We start from the raw sequence: 18,350 nt of genomic DNA, 5'->3' as shown, positions 1-18,350 counted from the left end.
AGCCATCAGCGGATTAATTTTATATACCCCGAAAAATTCAGCACAATTCGCTTAAGTTTTGCAGAAATTTCATCCCTTAATCAGAGCCTTCCCGAGGGATGGGGTTGACATCAGTCTTCATATCCAGTACCACTAAAAGCATATCGCATTCGCCTGGAGCTTGATTGATGACTTACATTGCTCGTTTCAACGGTCTACTACTACTAAACGCACCTTCGTTGCGCGGTAGACTGGTGGACGACATTCAGCATTAAGTCAGCTCCAGTTAAGACAAAAAACCCGCGCCGTTGCGCGGGTTTTTTTATGCTCGAAGCAAGGCGCCCTAAAGACCAAGGACCTAAACCATGAGCCAGCAAGTCATTATTTTCGATACCACCTTACGCGACGGTGAACAGGCGTTACAGGCGAGCCTGAGTGTGAAAGAAAAACTGCAGATTGCGCTGGCCCTCGAACGAATGGGCGTTGACGTGATGGAAGTCGGTTTCCCGGTCTCTTCACCGGGTGACTTTGAGTCCGTACAAACCATCGCTCGTCAGGTTAAGAACAGCCGCGTTTGTGCCTTAGCACGCTGCGTAGAAAAAGATATCGACGTTGCCGCAGAATCTTTGAAAGTCGCCGAGGCTTATCGCATTCATACGTTTATCGCCACTTCGCCGATGCATATCGCGACGAAATTACGCAGCACGTTGGATGAAGTGATCGAGCGCGCTGTCTACATGGTTAAGCGTGCGCGTAATTATACGGATGACGTGGAGTTCTCATGCGAAGATGCTGGACGAACCCCTATCGCCGACCTGGCCCGCGTGGTTGAAGCGGCGATTAATGCGGGTGCCAAAACCATTAATATCCCCGATACCGTTGGCTACACTATGCCTTTCGAATTTGGGGCAATCATTTCTGGTCTGTATGAACGCGTACCGAATATCGATAAAGCCATCATCTCCGTACATACCCATGATGACTTAGGCCTGGGCGTCGGCAACGCGCTGGCAGCCGTCCACGCCGGTGCTCGCCAGGTGGAAGGTGCGATGAACGGCATCGGCGAACGCGCCGGTAACTGCTCACTGGAAGAAGTGATCATGGCGATCAAAGTGCGCAAAGATATCCTGAACGTACAGACTCGTATTAATCACCAGGAAATCTGGCGCACCAGCCAGTTAGTCAGCCAAATCTGCAATATGCCTATTCCGGCCAACAAAGCCATTGTCGGTAGCGGGGCGTTTGCCCACTCCTCCGGCATCCATCAGGACGGCGTGCTGAAAAATCGTGAAAACTACGAAATCATGACGCCTGAATCCATCGGCCTGAACCAGGTGCAACTGAACCTGACTTCCCGTTCCGGACGCGCCGCGGTGAAACACCGTATGGACGAGATGGGATATAAAGAGAATGAATACAGCCTGGACAACCTGTACGACGCGTTCCTGAAGCTGGCGGATAAAAAAGGTCAGGTATTTGATTACGACCTGGAAGCACTGGCCTTTATCAATAAACAGCAGGAAGAGCCGGAGCATTTCCGTCTGGATTACTTCAGCGTACAGTCCGGCTCAAATGACATTGCCACCGCCTCCGTCAAGCTGGCCTGCGGTGAAGAAGTCAAAGCCGAAGCGGCGAACGGTAACGGTCCGGTCGATGCCATTTATCAGGCCATCAACCGTGTGACTGAATACAACATTGAACTGGTGAAATACAGCCTGACCGCCAAAGGGCACGGTAAAGATGCGCTGGGTCAGGTAGATATCGTGGCCAACTATAACGGTCGTCGTTTCCACGGCGTCGGTCTGGCTACGGATATCGTCGAATCTTCTGCTAAAGCGATGGTTCATGTGCTGAATAACATCTGGCGCGCCGAAGAAGTCGAAAAAGAATTGCAACGCAAAGCTCAGAACAACGAGAACAACAAGGAAACCGTGTGATGTCGAAGAATTATCATATTGCTGTTTTGCCGGGTGACGGTATTGGCCCGGAAGTGATGGCGCAAGCCCTGAAGGTACTGGACGCAATCCGCAACCGTTTTAACATGCGTATTACCACCAGCCACTACGACGTGGGTGGTGCCGCTATTGATAACCACGGTCAGCCGCTGCCGCCTGCAACGGTTGAAGGCTGTGAGCAAGCTGACGCCATTCTGTTTGGCTCCGTTGGCGGTCCGAAATGGGAAAATCTGCCGCCAAACCAGCAGCCTGAACGCGGCGCGCTGCTGCCATTACGTAAGCATTTCAAATTATTCAGCAACCTGCGCCCGGCTAAGCTGTACCAGGGTCTGGAAGCATTTTGCCCTCTGCGGGCAGATATCGCCGCGAACGGTTTCGACATCCTGTGCGTGCGCGAACTGACCGGCGGGATCTACTTCGGTCAGCCAAAAGGCCGCGAAGGCAGCGGTCAACATGAAAAAGCATTTGATACCGAGGTTTATCACCGTTTTGAGATCGAGCGTATTGCGCGTATCGCATTTGAATCCGCTCGCCAGCGCCGCCGCAAAGTCACGTCGATTGATAAAGCCAACGTACTGCAAACATCGATTCTGTGGCGCCAAATCGTCAATGAAATTGCGAATGAATATCCAGACGTTGAACTGGCGCATATGTACATCGACAACGCGACAATGCAGTTGATTAAAGATCCGTCCCAGTTCGACGTGCTGTTGTGCTCCAACCTGTTTGGCGACATCCTGTCTGACGAATGCGCCATGATCACCGGATCAATGGGTATGTTACCGTCCGCCAGCCTGAATGAGCAGGGCTTTGGTCTGTACGAACCCGCAGGCGGTTCCGCCCCGGATATCGCCGGAAAAAACATTGCCAACCCTATCGCCCAAATCCTGTCGCTGGCGCTGCTGTTGCGCTACAGCCTGGATGCCAATGATGCGGCCACCGCTATTGAGAGCGCCATCAATCGCGCATTAGAAGAAGGCATTCGCACCGGTGACTTAGCCCGTGGCGCTGCCGCAGTCGGTACTGATGAAATGGGTGACATCATTGCCCGTTACGTCGCAGAAGGGGTGTAATCATGGCTAAAACGTTATACGAAAAATTGTTTGATGCGCACGTTGTCTTTGAAGCGCAAAACGAAACCCCGCTGTTGTATATCGACAGGCATCTGGTGCATGAAGTGACCTCTCCGCAGGCGTTTGATGGCCTGCGCGCGCATGGACGTCAGGTGCGCCAGCCCGGTAAAACCTTCGCCACCATGGACCACAACGTCTCCACGCAGACCAAAGACATTAACGCCTCCGGCGAAATGGCGCGTATTCAGATGCAGGAATTGATCAAAAACTGCAATGAATTTGGCGTCGAACTGTACGACCTGAACCACCCGTATCAGGGTATCGTCCACGTGATGGGACCTGAGCAAGGCGTAACGTTGCCGGGTATGACCATCGTCTGCGGCGATTCCCACACCGCCACACACGGCGCATTTGGCGCACTGGCCTTTGGTATTGGCACCTCTGAGGTTGAACACGTTCTGGCAACGCAGACCCTGAAACAGGGGCGCGCCAAAACCATGAAGATTGAAGTCAACGGTCAAGCAGCGCCTGGCATTACCGCTAAAGATATCGTACTGGCGATTATCGGTAAAACCGGTAGCGCAGGCGGTACCGGACACGTCGTTGAGTTTTGCGGCGAAGCCATCCGCGCGCTGAGCATGGAAGGCCGCATGACCCTGTGCAACATGGCCATTGAAATGGGCGCCAAAGCGGGTCTGGTCGCACCGGATGAAACGACCTTTAACTATGTGCAGGGTCGTTTACACGCACCGAAAGGCGAGGATTTCGCCCACGCGGTAGAGTACTGGAAAACGCTGAAAACCGACGACAATGCAACGTTTGATACCGTCGTTACTCTGCAGGCAGAAGAGATCGCGCCGCAGGTCACTTGGGGTACGAACCCGGGTCAGGTCATCTCGGTGAACGATAATATTCCCGATCCGGCTTCATTTGCCGATCCCGTTGAGCGCGCATCGGCTGAAAAAGCGCTGGCGTATATGGGGCTGAAACCGGGCATTCCTTTAACTGAAGTGGCTATCGATAAAGTGTTCATCGGTTCCTGCACCAACTCGCGTATTGAAGATTTACGTGCCGCGGCGGAAATCGCCAAAGGACGTAAAGTCGCGCCTGGCGTTCAGGCGCTGGTAGTGCCGGGTTCTGGTCCGGTGAAAGCGCAGGCGGAAGCGGAAGGTCTGGACAAGATCTTCATCGAAGCAGGATTTGAATGGCGTTTGCCTGGCTGTTCCATGTGCCTGGCCATGAACAATGACCGCCTGAACCCTGGCGAGCGTTGCGCATCCACCAGCAACCGTAACTTTGAAGGTCGTCAGGGCCGCGGTGGTCGTACGCACTTAGTCAGTCCGGCCATGGCTGCCGCTGCCGCCGTCACCGGTCATTTTGCCGACATTCGCAGCATCAAATAAGGAAACTACCATGGCAGAGAAATTTACCCAGCATACCGGCCTGGTTGTCCCACTGGATGCCGCCAACGTTGATACCGACGCAATTATTCCTAAACAGTTTTTGCAGAAGGTTACGCGCACCGGTTTTGGCGCACATCTGTTTAACGACTGGCGTTTCCTGGACGAAAAGGGGCAACAGCCTAATCCAGAGTTTGTGCTGAACTTCCCGGAATATAAAGGCGCCTCAATTCTGCTGGCACGGGAAAACTTTGGCTGCGGCTCTTCACGTGAACATGCGCCATGGGCGCTGACCGATTACGGCTTTAAAGTGGTGATCGCGCCAAGCTTCGCCGACATCTTCTACGGCAACAGTTTCAATAACCAACTGTTGCCGGTGACCCTGAGCGACGCGCAGGTAGATGAATTGTTCGCGCTGGTGTTAGCCAACCCGGGGATCAAATTTGAAGTGGATCTCCAGGCGCAGGTGGTGAAAGCAGGCGATAAGTCCTACAGCTTTAAAATCGACGACTTCCGCCGCCACTGCATGCTGAATGGTCTGGACAGCATCGGGCTGACGCTGCAGCATGAAGCGGCCATCACCGAGTATGAAGACAAGCAGCCAGCGTTTATGCGCTAGTCATTGCGATACCGGATGCGCTGCGCTTATCCGGCCTACAAACGCACTCCAACTGTAGGCCGGATAAGCGCAGCGCATCCGGCAACATGATTAGACGTCCTTCACCCGCCCGGTCATCACCAGCGTAACGACAGAAATTGCCGCAATCACCCAATAGACGGCAAAGTGGCCGTAGCTTTGCGCAACAGCTCCCTGAATCACTCCCGCCAGGATGACTCCCGTTGAAATACTGTTAGTAAATAGTGTGGTCGCTGACCCCGCTCGTCCGGGCATCAAATCCTGAAACCACAGCATGCCTATCCCGGCGATAATACCGATAAATACCGCGTTAAACAGTTGCAGCACCAGCAGCGCCGTACGGCTGTGAAAGAAGATTAAACCCAGATAAAACAGCACGCCCGCCGCAACTGCCGCGATCATCATTCGCCGTTTACCAAAGCGCTTCACGTAATAGCCCGCCAGAATCATCGCCGGAATTTCCAGCCCAGCCGCCGTTCCCATCAGGATCCCGGCCAGCTTGTCCGGCAAGCCCAGCTCAAGGCTTATCCACAGCGGCATATCGATGATGTACATGGTATTGCAGGTCCACATCAGCGTGGAGGCAATAAACAGCATGCGCACATTTTTGTCCTGCCAACCGCCAGTGTGTTCGAGCGGCACATCTACAGGCTGCTCCACCCGCGCGACGGACGGCAGTATCAGCGCAATCAGCACCAGGCTAATGGCAAAAATCCCTGCGGCAATGGAAAACATCGCCGTAAAGCCGTAATTCAGCGCCAGCATGAAGGCCAGCGGCGGTCCAATCACCCATGCCAGTGAAAGCTGCGCACGCATCACCGAGCTAAACATCACCACTTCACGCGCGGAGTTATCAGCATATTCTCGCGCCAGCGCAAACAGCTGCGGCATCGCGGTATTCGCCAGCGAGGCCAGCAGCACACCGCAGGTGATCAGCGTAAGATAGTGGCGATTAAACGCAAACAGCAGCGCGTTGCCAATTGCCATCAGGCAACAGAACATGATCAGCTTGCGCCGATCGCCCTGGCTGTCGGATCGTTTCGCGAGACCCAGGCTGACAACGATCCCGACAATCGCATTGACGGTGTAAAACAGCCCGACCCAAAATGGCTGCGCCCCGACTTCACGGCTCAGGAACAGGCTCAGCGTGGGGGCCTGTAATGCCCCCGCCACGCCCATCATAAAAGCGACCAGCATAAATGCCGCGTAAACGCCGTTGAGGCGCCGTCCCATGGTCATAATCCAGAGCATATCTTTCCTTTTAAGCGCAGCTGAAACGAAAAAAGCCAGCAGAAAAAATCTGCTGGCGGGTGATTTTACACCAATACTCAGTCACACATGATGTCTGCAATTCCCAATTCAGGAGTCAGGCTGTCACCTCCCACTGCATCAGCTCTTCGAGCATCTTTAAGCGCTGCGGTGCGCTCAGGCAAGCCAACCAGGACGATTTTTCCGTCGCGGTAAAGTACTCCAACCAGAACTGACGCATAGATGACCCCTTCGTTGTCTCATCGCTTCATCGGAATTTATTATTGGCTTAATATAGGGATTATAAAATTGCTGAGTTTTCCGCAGGAGTTCCCCTTTTATGTCTTCTGGTCGTTTGCAACAACAGTTCATCCGTCTGTGGCAATGCTGCGACGGCAAAACGCAAGACACGACGCTTAACGAGCTGGCGGAGCTTCTGAGCTGCTCGCGCCGCCATATGCGTACGCTGCTTAATACCATGCAGGAACGCGGCTGGTTAACGTGGGAAGCCGAAGTTGGACGAGGTAAACGCTCGCGCCTGACATTCCTCTATACCGGGTTGGCGCTCCAGCAGCAGCGGGCAGAAGACCTGCTGGAACAGGATCGCATCGATCAACTGGTGCAACTGGTCGGTGACAAAACGGCCGTACGGCAGATGCTGGTTTCCCACCTCGGCCGCAGTTTTCGCCAGGGTCGACACATCATGCGCGTTCTCTATTATCGTCCCATGCACAACCTGCTTCCGGGTACGGCATTGCGCCGCTCCGAAACCCATATCGCCCGGCAAATCTTCAGCGCCCTAATACGGGTAAATGAGGAAAATGGGGAACTGGAAGCGGACATCGCCCATCACTGGCAGCAGATTTCACCTTTACACTGGCGATTTTTCCTGCGCCCGGGGATCCATTTCCATCATGGCCGCGAACTGGAAATGGAAGATGTCATCGCCTCGCTGACGCGCATTAACGCTCTGCCGCTGTACTCACACATCACGCAAATCGTCTCGCCCACGGCCTGGACGTTGGATATCCATCTGTCCCAGCCTGACCGCTGGCTTCCCTGGTTATTGGGGCAAGTCCCCGCCATGATCCTGCCGCGAGAATGGGAAACGTTAAATAACTTCTCCAGTCACCCGATTGGCACTGGCCCATATGCGGTGATTCGCAATACCAATAACCAACTGAAGATTCACGCATTTGATGATTACTTTGGCTACCGGGCGCTGATCGACGAAGTTAACGTTTGGGTGCTGCCCGACATCGGCGAAGAGCCTGGCGGCGGGTTGACGCTAAAAGGCCCCACGGAGGATGAAAAGGCAATCGAGAGCCGGCTCGAAGAAGGCTGCTACTACCTGCTGTTTGATACGCGCACCCACCGTGGCGCTAATCAGGAGGTCCGCGAGTGGGCTAGCCGCGTTCTCTCGCCAACCCATTTAATCTGCCACGCCGACGAACAGTACCAACGACTGTGGTTCCCCGCCTACGGTTTGCTTCCCCGCTGGCACCATGCCAGACCCGGCCATGGTGAAAAACCAGCCGGACTGGAAACGCTGACTCTCACTTACTATCGCGATCACATCGAACACCGGATTATCGCGCAGATCATGAAAACGCTGCTGGCGGAACATCAGGTACAGTTGAATATTCAGGAGATCGACTACGATCAATGGCATGCGGGTGAAATAGTTAGCGATATCTGGCTCAACAGCGCCAACTTTACCCTACCGCTGGACTTCTCGTTGTTCGCGCATCTCTGCGAAGTCCCATTACTGCAAAACTGTATCTCGCGGGACTGGGAAAACGATGCCGCCCGCTGGCGAACGGGCGAAATGAGCCTGGCGGCATGGTGCCAACAGATGCTCGCGACAAAGGCCATTGTGCCGTTGATCCACCACTGGCTGATCATTCAGGGCCAGCGCAGTATGCGCGGGCTACGCATGAATACTCTAGGCTGGTTTGATTTTAAATCGGCGTGGTTTGCACCGCCGGATCCTTAATTGCTGCTGAGCAACAAAATCATTACACTAACGCCGTTCTCAACGGGGTGCTAAATAAAAAACATACACAAAATCATTCGATCTGCGTATGGGCTGAGAGATACCCGTCGAACCTGATCCGGATAATGCCGGCGAAGGGATTTGAGTCAGTTCCTCAAGTCCTTTGCCACCCAACTCTTGAGGTGCAAAGTGTTTAAAAAATGTCTTCCGCTTTTACTGCTGTGCGCAGCGCCTGCCTTCGCTAAACCTGTACTGACCGTCTACACCTACGACTCGTTCGCAGCTGACTGGGGCCCAGGCCCGACAATCAAAAAAGCCTTTGAAGCTGACTGCAACTGCGAGCTGAAACTGGTCGCGCTGGAAGATGGCGTCTCACTGCTTAACCGCCTGCGCATGGAAGGAAAAAACAGCAAAGCCGACGTCGTGCTGGGTCTGGATAACAACCTTCTGGAAGCCGCAACGCAAACCAAATTGTTCGCCAAAAGCGGTGTACCAGGTGACGCCGTTAACGTGCCCGGCGGCTGGAAAAACGATACCTTCGTTCCGTTTGACTACGGCTATTTCGCCTTCGTTTACGATAAGAACAAGCTGAAGAATCCGCCCAAAAGTCTGAAAGAACTGGTAGAAAGCGACCAGAAATGGCGCGTCATTTATCAGGATCCGCGCACCAGCACGCCTGGTCTGGGTCTGCTGCTATGGATGCAGAAAGTCTATGGCGATAAAGCGCCAGAGGCGTGGCAGAAACTGGCAGCCAAAACCGTCACCGTCACCAAGGGCTGGAGCGAAGCCTACGGCCTGTTCCTGAAAGGTGAAAGCGATCTGGTGCTCAGTTATACCACCTCTCCGGCCTATCACATCATCGCCGAGAAAAAAGACAACTACGCCGCAGCCGACTTTAGCGAGGGCCATTATTTGCAGGTGGAAGCCGCCGCTCGTACCGCGGCCAGCAAGCAGCCGGAACTGGCCGAGAAATTCCTGAAGTTTATGGTGTCTCCGGCATTTCAGAATGCGATTCCGACCGGCAACTGGATGTATCCGGTAACGCAGGTCGCCCTGCCGCCAAGATTCGAGCAACTGAATAAACCAGCCACCGCGCTGGAATTTACGCCGCAGCAGGTTGCAGCTCAACGCCAGGTATGGATTAGCGAATGGCAACGCGCCGTCAGCCGTTAATTCCCGGCTGGCTGGTTCCAGGGCTTACCGCCGCCACGCTGATGGTGGCCGTGGCCCTGGCCGCGTTTCTGGCACTGTGGTTTAACGCCCCGCAGGGAGAATGGCTCTCGCTGTGGCAGGACGACTACCTGTGGCACGTGGTGCGCTTTTCTTTCTGGCAGGCTTTTTTATCCGCAGTGCTGTCGGTCATCCCGGCGATTTTCCTGGCCAGAGCGCTCTATCGTCGTCGTTTTCCTGGACGTCTGGCGCTGCTGCGCCTGTGCGCGATGACGTTAATCCTGCCAGTGCTGGTGGCGGTCTTCGGTATTCTTAGCGTCTATGGTCGTCAGGGCTGGCTGGCCTCGCTCTGGCATACATTGGGGCTGGAATGGACCTTTTCGCCATACGGTTTACAGGGCATTCTGCTGGCGCACGTCTTTTTCAATCTGCCGATGGCCAGTCGTCTGCTGTTGCAATCACTGGAAAATATTCCCGGCGAACAACGACAGTTAGCCGCTCAGTTGGGTATGCGCGGCTGGCATTTCTTCCGCTTTGTTGAATGGCCATGGCTACGCCGTCAGATCCTTCCCGTGGCGGCGCTCATCTTTATGCTCTGTTTCGCCAGCTTCGCCACCGTTTTGTCGCTGGGCGGCGGGCCGCAGGCCACCACCATCGAGCTGGCGATTTATCAGGCGCTTAACTTTGATTACGATCCCGGTCGTGCAGCCATGCTGGCGTTGATCCAGATGGTTTGTTGTTTAGCGCTGGTACTGCTCAGCCAACGTCTGAGCCGCGCTATTGCTCCCGGCACCACGCTGGTTCAGGGCTGGCGCGATCCCGACGATCGTTTGCACAGCCGCCTGACAGACGCTCTGCTGATTATTCTGGCCCTGCTGCTGTTACTGCCGCCGCTGCTGGCGGTGATTGTCGATGGCTTTAACCGCCATATGCTGGATGTTCTTAGGCAACCTGTACTGTGGCAGGCGCTGGTAACCTCGCTGCGCATTGCGCTGGCGGCAGGAGCGTTGTGCATTGTACTCACCATGATGCTGTTATGGAGCAGCCGTGAACTACGTGCCCGACAGCAGGTGCTGGCAGGTCAAATGCTGGAGCTGAGCGGCATGATGATCCTCGCCATGCCGGGTATCGTGCTAGCTACCGGCTTCTTTCTGCTGCTCAATAATACTATTGGGCTCCCCGAATCTGCCGACGGCATTGTCATTTTTACCAATGCGCTGATGGCGATCCCTTACGCGCTGAAAGTGCTGGAAAACCCAATGCGTGACGTCACTGCGCGCTACAGTATGTTGTGCCAGTCGTTGGGAATAGAGGGATGGTCGCGGCTGAAAGTGGTTGAACTGCGCGCCCTGAAGCGTCCGCTGGCGCAGGCGATGGCTTTTGCCTGCGTGCTGTCGATTGGCGATTTTGGCGTGGTGGCGTTATTTGGTAATGAGGATTTCCGCACCCTGCCGTTTTATTTATATCAGCAGATTGGCTCTTATCGCAGTCAGGATGGCGCGGTTACGGCGTTATTACTGCTGATCCTGTGCTTTACGCTGTTTACCGTTATTGAAAAATTGCCGGGTCGAAATGTTAAAACTGATTGATATCACATGGCTTTATCACCATTTGCCCATGCGCTTTACGCTGTCGGTCACGCGCGGCGAGCAGGTAGCGGTCCTCGGGCCCAGCGGCGCCGGGAAAAGTACGTTGCTGAATCTGATTGCCGGCTTTCTCACGCCAGCCAGCGGCACGATGATGATTGAAGGTGAAGATCACACCGCCACGCCGCCCTCACGCCGCCCCGTTTCCATGCTGTTTCAGGAAAATAACCTGTTCAGCCACCTGAGCGTGCAGCAAAACATTGGCCTGGGCCTTAATCCGGGATTGAAGCTGAACGCGCTTCAGCGGGAGAAAATGCGCCACATCGCCCAGCAAATGGGGATCGACTCTTTGCTGGAGCGCCTCCCCGGTGAGCTTTCCGGCGGACAGCGACAACGCGTGGCGTTGGCGCGTTGCCTGGTGCGAGAACAACCCATTTTGCTGCTCGATGAACCGTTCTCTGCGCTCGATCCTGCGCTGCGCCAGGAGATGTTAACGCTGGTCGCCGAGGTCTGTCGCGAGAAACAGCTTACATTGCTGATGGTTTCTCACAGCGTAGAAGATGCGGCGCGAATTGCGCCCCGATCGGTTGTGGTCGCCGACGGGCGCATCGCCTGGCAGGGCGAAACGGATGAGTTATTACGCGGTCAGGTCAGCGCCTCGGCGCTGCTGGGCATTAAAGCATAGTGCGTTGCCGGATAAGGCGAAGCCGCCATCCGGCAAAGGAATCGCTAGTAACCCACAACTTTGCGCAGAATATCGATATACACCGGCATCAGCGGATGACGCAGTAACGCCACCAGCGCGACCACGCCGATCCCGAGCGTCAACGGCGCCAGATACAGCAAACGGCTGCGGGGGAAATACGCAGTTAGGCGATCGACAGCCGCTTTACCACTGCGCCACAGCCGCCAGCACAGCCAACCGCCCACCCATAGCAGCAGCGCCGTCCCCAGCAGCAACCATTTGAAATCTCCGCTCTGCATATCAGAAGGAATATCAATTGCCGCCCCCGCCAGGATCCCCGGCAAGAAGTAGAACGGCGGCCACAGGATGCAGCCAATAATGTTCGGGACGATAAATTTAGCGACAGGCAGATCCAGCATGCCCGCCACCATTGGCACCAGCGGACGCGTCGGCCCGACAAAACGGCCCACCAAAATAGTAAACATGCTGTGCTGATGCAGCGCGTGCTCGGTTTTATCCAGCAACGCCTTGTTCTTTTTCATAAACGACCAACGGTGCAGCGGCTTTTTAAAGCGCCAACCCAACCAGAAGGAGATCCAGTCCCCCAACAGGCAACCAATGATGCCCGCAAGCCAGGCATGCCAGAAGTTCAGTTCGCCGCTGCCAATCAGCGCCCCCAGCCCCGCCATCATCACGGTCCCGGGCAGAATCAGGCCAACCAGCGCCAGCGACTCCAAAAAGGCCACCAGAAGTACGGCGATCAGAGAGTACAAGGCGGACTGGAGAATAAAGTGTTCAAGCAATGCTTGCATAATGTGTCCGTCAGATTTACGAATCAGGGATTTTGATAACCCTTCTCAACTTCGTCAAGCCATCAATTGTCTGAATAGATTGCGAGTTATGACAACTTTCAGGACACATCATTCACTTTTTATTCACATCCAGCGCGAAACTCGCTCGGGCTGGCGCCGGTACATTTTTTGAAAACACGAGAAAAATAGAGCTGATCGTCAAAGCCAACATTGCGCCCGACGGTGGCGATCGGCATACGTGTGGTACTCAGCAATAGCTTTGCCTGGCTGATGCGCTGATCCTCACGCCAGCTTAATACGCTAATTCCAAGCTGTTGGCGGAAGAGATGCGACAAGCGGGAAGGCGACAGGCAGACATGCTGCGCGACGCTGGCGATGTCAAAATTACTGTCCGCCAGGTGATCGCTGATGTACTGGCAGGCATCGCGTACGCGGTTGTCCATGGGCGGGTGCAGCGATTCGTTAATAGCTTCCATCCGTCGCAGCAATAACTGCTCCAGTAAATTAATCGCTAACAGTTCGGAATAGCGGCCTTCTCCCTGTCCGGCGTTGATTATCTGCCCAAACAGTTCATTAAAATGCGGCTGATGCGCTTCATCCGGACGAAAGAAACCGGTCTGGGCAAAAATGGCCGGCCAGGCCAGCCACTCCTGCCAGTAAGCGCGCGGGCGAAAGTAAACCCACTGGTGATACCATTCGCTGGCGTCAGGATGACGTCCATAATGGTGAATTTCTCCAGGTGGAAACAGCAAAATATCACCAGGTCGGCAGACAAACTGCTTGCCCTGATTATTAATAACCCCTTCGCCACGGATGGTGAGATTGAGGATATAACCCTTCATCCCCAGCGGTCTGTCGATAAAAAAATCCAGGTACCCGTTTGCCTCAATGGGGGTTAATCCGGCCACCAAATGCGCGTTAAACGAATAGCCTGGCAGCAAGGGATCGTTTTGCGTTTCAGCCATAATTTCAATACTCCCTATATTCTGCTAAGAAACAATTTGTCCATATAACGCCAGATATCATCGGCGTCGCCCCTGCGTGCCGCAGTGTTTGCGGTAATGGACCATCAACCCCGCTTGTGAAAAGCAATTTGTAAAAAACATGTACTGGGCCAACGTCAAAATCAGCTAACAAAAGTGTCTATAACTACGGCAGAAATGTCCACATTGATTATTTGCACAGCGTCACACTTTGTGATCCCACAGCATTTTAGTCCATAAGATTAGCGGATCCTGCCTGACGGTTTTTATCCCCACTCACTACTGTTTATCCATACCCGTATTTTTGGATGGAGTAAGACGATGGCGATTGCAATTGGCCTCGATTTTGGCAGTGATTCAGTACGCGCATTGGCAGTGGAATGTGCCACCGGTGAAGAAATCGCCACCAGCGTAGAGTGGTACCCACGTTGGCAGCAAGGGCAGTATTGCGACGGCCCGAACAACCAGTTTCGCCATCATCCGCGCGACTACATTGAATCCATGGAAGCGGCGCTGAAAACCGTACTGGCCGAACTGAGCGCGGAACAACGCGCGGAAGTGGTCGGCATTGGCGTTGACAGTACCGGTTCAACCCCGGCCCCCATCGATGCCGACGGCAACGTACTGGCGCTGCGTCCGGAGTTCGCGGAAAACCCAAATGCAATGTTTGTTCTGTGGAAAGATCACACCTCAGTAGAAGAAGCTGAAGAAATCACCCGCCTGTGCCACACGCCGGGCAAGAGCGATTACTCCCGCTATATCGGCGGTATTTATTCCAGCGAATGGTTCTGGGCCAAAATCCTGCATGTGACTCGCCAGGACCACGCGGTTGCCGAAGCTGCGGTCTCGTGGATTGAGCTGTGCGACTGGGTTCCGGCCCTGCTCTCCAACACCGTACGCCCGCAGGATATTCGCCGCGGTCGCTGCAGCGCCGGGCATAAATCCCTGTGGCATGAAAGCTGGGGCGGTCTGCCGCCAGCCAGCTTCTTTGACGAACTTGACCCCATCCTCAACCGCCATCTGCAATACCCAATGTTTACCGATACCTTCACGGCCGACCTGCCGGTTGGCACCCTGTGCGCCGAGTGGGCACAGCGTCTGGGGTTAGCGGAAAGCGTGGTGATTGCCGGCGGCGCTTTTGACTGCCATATGGGGGCGGTCGGCGCGGGCGCACAGCCCAATACGCTGGTGAAAGTCATCGGCACGTCGACCTGCGACATTCTGATTGCCGACAAACACAGCGTTGGCGAACGCGCGGTGAAAGGCATTTGCGGCCAGGTTGATGGCAGCGTGGTGCCACATTTTATTGGCCTCGAGGCGGGTCAGTCTGCATTCGGCGATATTTATGCCTGGTTTAGCCGCGTGCTGAGCTGGCCGCTGGAACAGCTTGCCGCGCAGCACCCGGAGCTGAAAACACAGATTAAAGCCAGCCAAAAACAGCTGCTGCCTGCGCTCACCGAAGCCTGGGCGAAAAATCCATCGCTTGATCATCTGCCGGTGGTGCTCGACTGGTTCAACGGTCGTCGTACGCCCAATGCCAACCAGCGTCTGAAAGGCGTAATTACCGATCTGAATCTGGCAACCGACGCGCCGGCGCTGTTCGGTGGTCTGATTGCCGCCACGGCCTTTGGCGCACGCGCCATCATGGAATGCTTCACCGAACAAGGCATTGCGGTTAACAACGTCATGGCGCTTGGCGGTATCGCCCGTAAGAACCCGGTCATCATGCAGGCCTGCTGTGACGTGCTAAACCGTCCGCTGCAGATTGTCGCTTCAGACCAGTGCTGTGCGCTCGGTGCGGCAATCTTCGCCGCCGTTGCCGCGAAAGTACACGCCGATATCCCAGCCGCGCAGCAACAAATGGCAAGCGCCGTGGAAAACACGCTGCAACCTCGCCCAGAGCAGGCTCAACGTTTTGAACAGCTTTACCGCCGCTATCAGCAATGGGCAGTAAGCGCTGAACAACAATACCTTCCGACTGCCGCTCCGGCGCAACAAGCCCCGGTAGACCAGGCAACCCTGACACATTAAGGACACGACAATGACGATTTTTGATAACTATGAAGTGTGGTTTGTGATTGGTAGCCAGCATCTGTATGGCCCTGAAACCCTGCGTCAGGTAACCCAACATGCCGAGCACGTTGTTAACGCACTGAATACTGAAGCTAAACTGCCCTGCAAACTGGTATTAAAAGCGCTGGGTACTTCACCTGACGAAATTACCGCTATCTGTCGTGATGCCAACTATGACGATCGCTGCGCAGGCCTGGTGGTCTGGCTGCATACCTTCTCCCCGGCAAAAATGTGGATTAATGGTCTGACTATCCTCAACAAACCGCTGATGCAGCTCCACACCCAGTTCAACGCCGCCCTGCCGTGGGACAGCATTGATATGGACTTTATGAACCTGAACCAGACCGCGCACGGCGGCCGTGAGTTCGGTTTCATCGGCGCACGTATGCGTCAGCAGCATGCCGTGGTCACTGGTCACTGGCAGGATAAACAAGCGCACGAACGCATTGGCTCCTGGATGCGCCAGGCCGTGTCCAAACAGGATACCCGCCATCTGAAAGTCTGCCGTTTTGGCGACAATATGCGCGAAGTTGCGGTCACCGATGGCGATAAAGTCGCTGCGCAGATCAAGTTCGGCTTCTCGGTAAATACCTGGGCCGTGGGCGATCTGGTGCAGGTAGTGAACGCAATTAGCGATGGCGAAATCAACGCGCTAATCGATGAATATGAAAGCACCTACACCATGACGGCGGCGACGCAAGTCCACGGTGAAAAGCGTCAAAACGTACTGGAAGCGGCCCGTATTGAGCTGGGGATGAAGCGCTTCCTGGAACAGGGCGGATTCCACGCCTTCACCACCACATTTGAAGATTTGCACGGCCTGAAACAGCTTCCGGGTCTGGCCGTACAGCGTCTGATGCAGCAAGGCTACGGCTTTGCGGGCGAAGGCGACTGGAAAACCGCCGCTCTGCTTCGCATCATGAAGGTGATGTCAACCGGTCTGCAGGGCGGCACCTCATTTATGGAGGATTACACCTACCACTTCGAGAAAGGCAACGATCTGGTGCTCGGTTCCCACATGCTGGAAGTGTGCCCGACCATCGCGGTGGAAGAGAAACCGATCCTCGACGTACAGCATCTCGGCATTGGTGGTAAAGACGATCCCGCCCGTCTGATCTTCAACACCCAAACCGGCCCGGCAGTGGTTGCCAGCCTGATCGATCTCGGCGATCGTTTTCGCCTGCTGGTTAACTGCATCGACACGGTGCAAACGCCGCACTCCCTGCCGAAACTGCCGGTGGCTAACGCGCTGTGGAAGGCACAGCCGGATCTGCCAACCGCATCTGAAGCCTGGATCCTCGCCGGTGGCGCGCACCACACCGTGTTCAGCCACGCGCTGGATCTGAACGATATGCGCCAGTTCGCTGAAATGCACGATATCGAGATCGCAGTGATCGACAACGATACCCGTCTGCCGGCCTTTAAGGACGCACTGCGCTGGAACGAAGTGTATTACGGCTTCAAACGTTAACAACTGCCGGTTGGCAGCGTAGACACCTTATCCGGCCTACAGGGCTGTGCGATTTGTAGGCCGGATAAGCATAGCGCCATCCGGCAAGATTCATCGGAGAGCATCATGTTAGAAGATCTCAAACGTCAGGTACTGGAAGCCAATCTGGCGTTACCTAAGCACAATCTGGTCACCCTGACCTGGGGGAACGTCAGCGCTGTCGATCGCGATCGCGGCGTGTTTGTGATCAAACCTTCCGGGGTCGATTACAGCGTAATGACCGCAGAAGATATGGTCGTCGTCAGTATCGCTACCGGTGAAGTTGTAGAAGGTACGAAGAAACCCTCTTCCGATACCCCGACGCACCGTCTGCTGTATCAGGCATTCCCAACCATTGGCGGTATTGTTCATACTCATTCACGCCATGCAACCATCTGGGCGCAGGCCGGTCAGTCGATTCCGGCCACGGGTACCACCCATGCGGATTATTTCTACGGTTCTATTCCCTGCACGCGGAAAATGACCGAGGACGAAATCAACGGCGAATATGAGTGGGAAACCGGTAACGTGATCGTTGAAACCTTTGAGAAACAAGGCATTGACGCTTCGCAGATGCCTGGCGTGCTGGTGCATTCTCACGGTCCGTTTGCCTGGGGAAAAAATGCCGAGGATGCGGTGCATAACGCCATTGTGCTGGAAGAAGTCGCCTATATGGGGATCTTCTGCCGTCAACTCGCGCCACAGTTGCCGGATATGCAACAAACCCTGCTGGATAAACACTACCTGCGCAAACACGGCGCAAAAGCCTACTATGGGCAGTGAAATTAATACAAGCGCGCCCGGAAAGAGTGGCGCGCTTTCTTTTTATTCCGTTATATATTCTGCAAACGAACTGCGATACATACAATTATTAGCACAAACGTATTTAATCACGTTATCATAATGTCCCAGAGTATCCTCCCCATCCAGTGAATGAAAGAAAATATAATCTGCAATTGTTGATTGCCAGCGTTGTCCGTTCAATAAGTAATTAATAACCGTATCACGATGCCCATTTATTCTGTCATGTCCTTGCCAGTGAAAAAAAGCATTCCCTCGTTCAATAACCTCAGTACGCCAGATTTGCCCTGACCACGTTCTATACTCAATGTATCGACTTACCGACTTAATTGTAGGATTAGATAACTGAGTATTCACGAAGAGATAGTGATCATATCCTACCTGTAACGCCTGAGTATAAACATTCATAATACCTCTCCATCATACAACACACCCAAGCTATTGATATAAAACACTCGAGCTA

17 protein-coding genes and 1 riboswitch are annotated in these 18,350 nt (G+C 54.5%); of the genes, 12 read left to right on the top strand and 5 right to left on the bottom strand.

What is annotated here, in order from left to right:
- Positions 1 to 167: 167 nt before the first annotated feature.
- The 5 genes from leuL (at position 168) to leuD (ending at position 5,026) form a co-directional block, all read left to right on the top strand.
- Positions 168 to 254 (top strand): leu operon leader peptide, encoded by an 87-nt coding sequence (leuL, locus tag OGW16_RS26350; RefSeq protein WP_100193950.1) that lies wholly within the window; start codon positions 168 to 170, stop codon positions 252 to 254.
- Positions 255 to 344: 90 nt separating this feature from the next.
- Positions 345 to 1,916 (top strand): 2-isopropylmalate synthase, encoded by a 1,572-nt coding sequence (leuA, locus tag OGW16_RS07475; RefSeq protein WP_047406224.1) that lies wholly within the window; start codon positions 345 to 347, stop codon positions 1,914 to 1,916.
- Positions 1,916 to 3,007, top strand: a complete 1,092-nt coding sequence (gene leuB / locus OGW16_RS07470; RefSeq protein WP_016155686.1) for a 3-isopropylmalate dehydrogenase — start codon at positions 1,916 to 1,918, stop codon at positions 3,005 to 3,007. Before leuA ends, leuB begins: the two co-directional genes overlap by 1 nt.
- A 2-nt stretch (positions 3,008 to 3,009) precedes the next feature.
- Complete coding sequence (gene leuC, locus OGW16_RS07465) at positions 3,010 to 4,410, top strand: 3-isopropylmalate dehydratase large subunit (RefSeq protein WP_043018417.1); 1,401 nt, start codon at positions 3,010 to 3,012, stop codon at positions 4,408 to 4,410.
- A gap of 10 nt (positions 4,411 to 4,420) precedes the next feature.
- A complete protein-coding gene (gene leuD / locus OGW16_RS07460; RefSeq protein WP_043018416.1) occupies positions 4,421 to 5,026 on the top strand; it encodes a 3-isopropylmalate dehydratase small subunit in 606 nt (201 codons plus the stop codon).
- A gap of 90 nt (positions 5,027 to 5,116) precedes the next feature.
- On the opposite strand, the gene OGW16_RS07455 is transcribed toward leuD, so the two are convergent.
- Both OGW16_RS07455 and sgrT read right to left on the bottom strand, forming a co-directional pair.
- Positions 5,117 to 6,295 (bottom strand): sugar efflux transporter, encoded by a 1,179-nt coding sequence (locus tag OGW16_RS07455; RefSeq protein WP_043018415.1) that lies wholly within the window; start codon positions 6,293 to 6,295, stop codon positions 5,117 to 5,119.
- A 115-nt stretch (positions 6,296 to 6,410) separates the two neighbouring features.
- Positions 6,411 to 6,533, bottom strand: coding sequence for a glucose uptake inhibitor SgrT (gene sgrT / locus OGW16_RS07450; protein WP_043018414.1), 123 nt, complete (start codon positions 6,531 to 6,533; stop codon positions 6,411 to 6,413).
- Positions 6,534 to 6,632: 99 nt separating this feature from the next.
- Here sgrT and sgrR point away from each other — a divergent pair, with 99 nt between their 5' ends.
- The 4 genes from sgrR to thiQ all read left to right on the top strand — a co-directional run bounded on the left by sgrR (position 6,633) and on the right by thiQ (position 11,729).
- Positions 6,633 to 8,288 carry an HTH-type transcriptional regulator SgrR gene (gene sgrR, locus OGW16_RS07445; protein WP_075145209.1) on the top strand — a complete coding sequence of 552 codons (1,656 nt, stop codon included), beginning with the start codon at positions 6,633 to 6,635 and terminating at the stop codon, positions 8,286 to 8,288.
- Positions 8,289 to 8,321: 33 nt separating this feature from the next.
- Positions 8,322 to 8,446: riboswitch (TPP riboswitch) on the top strand.
- A 31-nt stretch (positions 8,447 to 8,477) separates the two neighbouring features.
- Positions 8,478 to 9,461, top strand: a complete 984-nt coding sequence (gene thiB, locus OGW16_RS07440; protein ID WP_286518214.1) for a thiamine ABC transporter substrate binding subunit — start codon at positions 8,478 to 8,480, stop codon at positions 9,459 to 9,461.
- Entirely contained in the window at positions 9,437 to 11,047 is a 1,611-nt protein-coding gene (gene thiP, locus OGW16_RS07435; protein ID WP_213731784.1) for a thiamine/thiamine pyrophosphate ABC transporter permease ThiP, read from the top strand. The genes thiB and thiP overlap by 25 nt, the downstream gene beginning before the upstream one ends.
- Complete coding sequence (gene thiQ, locus OGW16_RS07430; protein ID WP_043018410.1) at positions 11,031 to 11,729, top strand: thiamine ABC transporter ATP-binding protein ThiQ; 699 nt, start codon at positions 11,031 to 11,033, stop codon at positions 11,727 to 11,729. The genes thiP and thiQ overlap by 17 nt, the downstream gene beginning before the upstream one ends.
- A gap of 44 nt (positions 11,730 to 11,773) precedes the next feature.
- Here thiQ and OGW16_RS07425 read toward each other — a convergent pair whose 3' ends face one another.
- A complete protein-coding gene (locus OGW16_RS07425; protein WP_043018409.1) occupies positions 11,774 to 12,541 on the bottom strand; it encodes a DedA family protein in 768 nt (255 codons plus the stop codon).
- Between the two features lie 119 nt (positions 12,542 to 12,660).
- Positions 12,661 to 13,506 (bottom strand): arabinose operon transcriptional regulator AraC, encoded by an 846-nt coding sequence (gene araC / locus OGW16_RS07420; protein WP_006686679.1) that lies wholly within the window; start codon positions 13,504 to 13,506, stop codon positions 12,661 to 12,663.
- A 339-nt stretch (positions 13,507 to 13,845) separates the two neighbouring features.
- Between araC and araB the strand changes: the two genes are divergently transcribed.
- The 3 genes from araB (at position 13,846) to araD (ending at position 17,869) form a co-directional block, all read left to right on the top strand.
- Positions 13,846 to 15,555, top strand: a complete 1,710-nt coding sequence (araB, locus tag OGW16_RS07415) for a ribulokinase (protein ID WP_286518210.1) — start codon at positions 13,846 to 13,848, stop codon at positions 15,553 to 15,555.
- 10 nt (positions 15,556 to 15,565) lie between these two features.
- On the top strand, positions 15,566 to 17,068 hold the full coding sequence (gene araA, locus OGW16_RS07410; protein WP_286518208.1) for an L-arabinose isomerase: 1,503 nt from the start codon (positions 15,566 to 15,568) through the stop codon (positions 17,066 to 17,068).
- Positions 17,069 to 17,173: 105 nt separating this feature from the next.
- Positions 17,174 to 17,869: an L-ribulose-5-phosphate 4-epimerase gene (gene araD, locus OGW16_RS07405; protein WP_043018406.1), complete on the top strand. Its 696-nt coding sequence runs from the start codon at positions 17,174 to 17,176 to the stop codon at positions 17,867 to 17,869.
- Between the two features lie 42 nt (positions 17,870 to 17,911).
- Here araD and OGW16_RS07400 read toward each other — a convergent pair whose 3' ends face one another.
- Positions 17,912 to 18,295 carry a DUF4751 family protein gene (locus tag OGW16_RS07400; protein WP_043018405.1) on the bottom strand — a complete coding sequence of 128 codons (384 nt, stop codon included), beginning with the start codon at positions 18,293 to 18,295 and terminating at the stop codon, positions 17,912 to 17,914.
- Positions 18,296 to 18,350 lie beyond the last annotated feature (55 nt).

The organism is Citrobacter sp. Ce104, assembly GCF_030334595.1.
GTDB lineage: Bacteria > Pseudomonadota > Gammaproteobacteria > Enterobacterales > Enterobacteriaceae > Citrobacter > Citrobacter europaeus.
This window is presented reverse-complemented; position numbering and strand designations above follow the sequence as displayed.